This is a genomic window from Nocardia abscessus NBRC 100374 (assembly GCF_000308455.1).
GTDB classification, from domain to species: Bacteria; Actinomycetota; Actinomycetes; order Mycobacteriales; family Mycobacteriaceae; genus Nocardia; species Nocardia abscessus.
Genome location: NZ_BAFP01000029.1, coordinates 1 through 3,048, shown reverse-complemented (window position 1 = coordinate 3,048; position 3,048 = coordinate 1). Strand labels below are relative to the sequence as shown.

At 71.7% G+C, this 3,048-nt stretch carries 1 pseudogene; it reads right to left on the bottom strand.

Annotated features, from left to right (window positions below):
- A pseudogene (locus ON19_RS04850) lies at nt 1–2,914 on the bottom strand (hypothetical protein); the annotation flags it as partial.
- Nucleotides 2,915–3,048 lie beyond the last annotated feature (134 nt).

Genomic DNA, 3,048 nt, shown 5'->3' with positions numbered 1-3,048 from the left:
CGGCCGACGGATCCCCCGAAGGCTTCTGCGCAGGCGCCTCGGCCTCGTCCTGCGAACGCGGCTGTTGCCCGGTGGGCAGGCGGCGGTCGGCGCCACCGGCAGAATCACCGGTCGGCCCCTGGGGCCCTGGCGGTGTCGCGCCCAGTGCGCCCGGCGCGGGCGGCAGGTAGCCCGGATTCGGCGGGAGGGGAGCCGGAGCGTACGGGATGCCTGCGCGCCATCCGGTCAGCGGCGGACGGTCGGCGTCCCAGTGGAAGCCGAGCGCGATCGCGTGGGCGTTGGCCTGCTGCCAGCTCGCGCCGGGGTTGGCGGCGAGGAATCGGGCCTCGGCGAGCATGTCGCCGAGCAGTACGAAGTCCTGCGGCAGCGGTGCGCCGTCGATCAGGCGGTTCCACGCCTCGGCGACATCGGCGAGGCGATCCATCCGGGTGCGCACGTACCGGCCGTGCGGGTCGGCGTGGTCGCGCACCCGATGCTCGTCGGCCATCAGGTGGTTCTTGATCTGCGCAAGCTCCTCGCGCGTGAACGTCGACGCGTCGACGCGCATGTGCTCGGCCAGCGCGGCCGTGATCCGGTCGGGATCGCCTCCGCCCGCCAGCAGTTCGCGAATGTCTTCGACGGTGTCGCGGACGGCGTCGGGATCGTCGGCGGCGAACCGGTCCGCGAGTTCGCCCGCGACCCGGTCGATTTCGTCGTGGATGCGCCTCAGCTGGGCGTCGACGTCGCCCAGCGGATCGATGCCCGGCTGCCGCTGGACCAGCTGCCGCGCGACGATGTCCACCACCTCGCGTGCGCGCGTCTCCTGCTCGGCGCGCCGATGACGTTCGATGCCGTCGGCGATCCCGTCGAGATCGGTGTCGTCGGCGAGGAAACGCCGGTATTCCGCGTCCGCCCAGTCCTGGACCCGCTGCCAGGCCGCGATGTCGCGGTCCCATTCGCGCTGCAGGCCCTCCGGGATGTCGACCCGGTCACCCGGCGGCACATGATCTGCGGCGTTCCACGGCCGATGCATCGGCTGAATGTTGCGCTGCGGCGGGGCGAACCACGCATAGTTGCGGAAGACCGTGCCGAACGGCGGCAGGTGCTGCAGCCACGGCCGCGCCTGCACCCACTCGCCGATCTCCGGATGACGCTGGATCCACGCCTTCACCGCAGGATGCTTGGGTACCTGCGCCGCCATCAGCAGCAGGCGGACCACGTTGTAGGAATCCGCGCCCCAGTGCTGGCTGAACAGATCGTTGGGGTCCACACCCGAGGTGTCGTATTGCGAAGGCGCCTGTGGCATGTGCACCGGCAGGGTGCTCTCCGGAACTTTGCCCGGCGGTACGTCGTCGGTCGGCAGGGTGATGTCGTTGACGACGTCCTCCATCGCCCACCCGCTGACGCCGTCCGGCGGATCCTTCGGCGTGAACTTCTTGGGCAGCTCGCTGCGGTCGCGCCCGAACTCCCAGTCCGGACGGGTCGGGTCGACGTGGTGCCAGACGCCGTCGGCGTCGCGCCAGGAGGTGATGTCCAGTCGGCGGCCGCCGATCCATCCGGTGCTCAACCGTTCGATCTCGGGCGGATCCATCTCCTCGACCCGCACGTTGTCCGCGCGGTCGGCGAGCACCCGCCGGTATTCGACGGTGGTCTCCGGCCGCACGATCGCCTGCGCCACATCGGAGCTGCGGCGCAAGGCGTCGGCCAGCGCGGCGTCGTGGTCGGCGCGCGGGGCGTCCGGGTCGGGGCGGGGACCGAACACGATGACGCGCGGTCGCTCGCCGTCGACGATGCCGACACGGTCGGTCACCATCCGGCCTCCGCCGCGCTCGACGAGGTCGCGGTACGCGCCGGCCACCCTGGCCATGTCGTCCTGGATGCGGCCGATCGCGTTGTGCGCGTTGTTCACCTGCCGCGCGACGGCGTCGAGTGCGTCGATGTCGCGGCGGCGAGCGGCGGCCTCGTCGTCGGAGAGTGTTCCGTCGGCGAGCCCGTCGCGGACCGCAGCACGCAGGTCGGCGACCGTCCGGTCCAGCCGGTCCGGCTCACAGGCGGCCTGATCGACCCGGCCGTCCGGATCCAGCAGGCCGAGGCGGGCGGCGAGGTCGTCGCGCTCGTGGCGCAGCGGCTTGACCTCGCGCAGCGCGTCGGCTCGCTGCTGGGCCAGCTCTTCCAGCGCGTCGATCACGTCCTGCGGGCGGGATCGTTCCACACCCACGCCGGCCCTGCGCAATTGATCGATCCGCCGGTCCACCTGGTCGATCTGGTCATCGAGCCGGTTGACCTGCTCGGCGGCCGCCGCGAGCTTCTCGATCACCAGCCTGCGATGCTCGAGCTCCAGCGGCTCGGGCGCGACCCGGTCGGTGTGCGGCGCGTCGTCGAGGCCGCCGATATCGTCGATCGTCCGGACGTTCGCGGCTTCGTACAGCTGCAGGACGGTGGCCTCCAACTGATCCCCGCGCAGGGCCGACTCGTCCAGGGTGACGTTGTCACCCCAGAAGTCGCAGCGCGCGGCCCGGTCGTCGCGCTTGACCCGCCAGAACTCGCGTTCGCGGGTCAGCTTCTGACGCTGCTGCACGAGCCGGTCGTATTCGCCCAGCGGGGTGGTGGACAGCTCCAGATTCGCCAGTTCCGTCTCGAGCCGGGCGACTTCGGCGTCGGCGTCGGCGAAGTCCCGCGCGGCCTGTTCCAGCGCGTCGATCCGGGCGAGCCGTTCCGGCATCTCGGTGACCGGCATGGTCCGGCCACGCAGGTCCTCCAGTGTCCGGTCCAAGCCGTCCGGCCCGGGGCGCAGTGCCGCCCAGTCGTCGGCGTCGTCGATCGGGAGCCGCCCGGCGAGGTCGTCGCGCTGTCGGCGCAATTCGTCCCGACGGGCCTGCGCCTGCTCGAGTTCCGCCGCGAACCGGTCGTATTCCGCCCGGGTCTCGGGGGACATCCGGTCCCGCGGGTCATCGGAACCATCGGCATCGCCGGTCCGCGACTCATCCGCGTTGCGCGGTGATGTACCCGGCTCCGCGACATCGGCGACCGATCCCGGGAGTCCGGACTCATCGGCATCACCGGACCGCG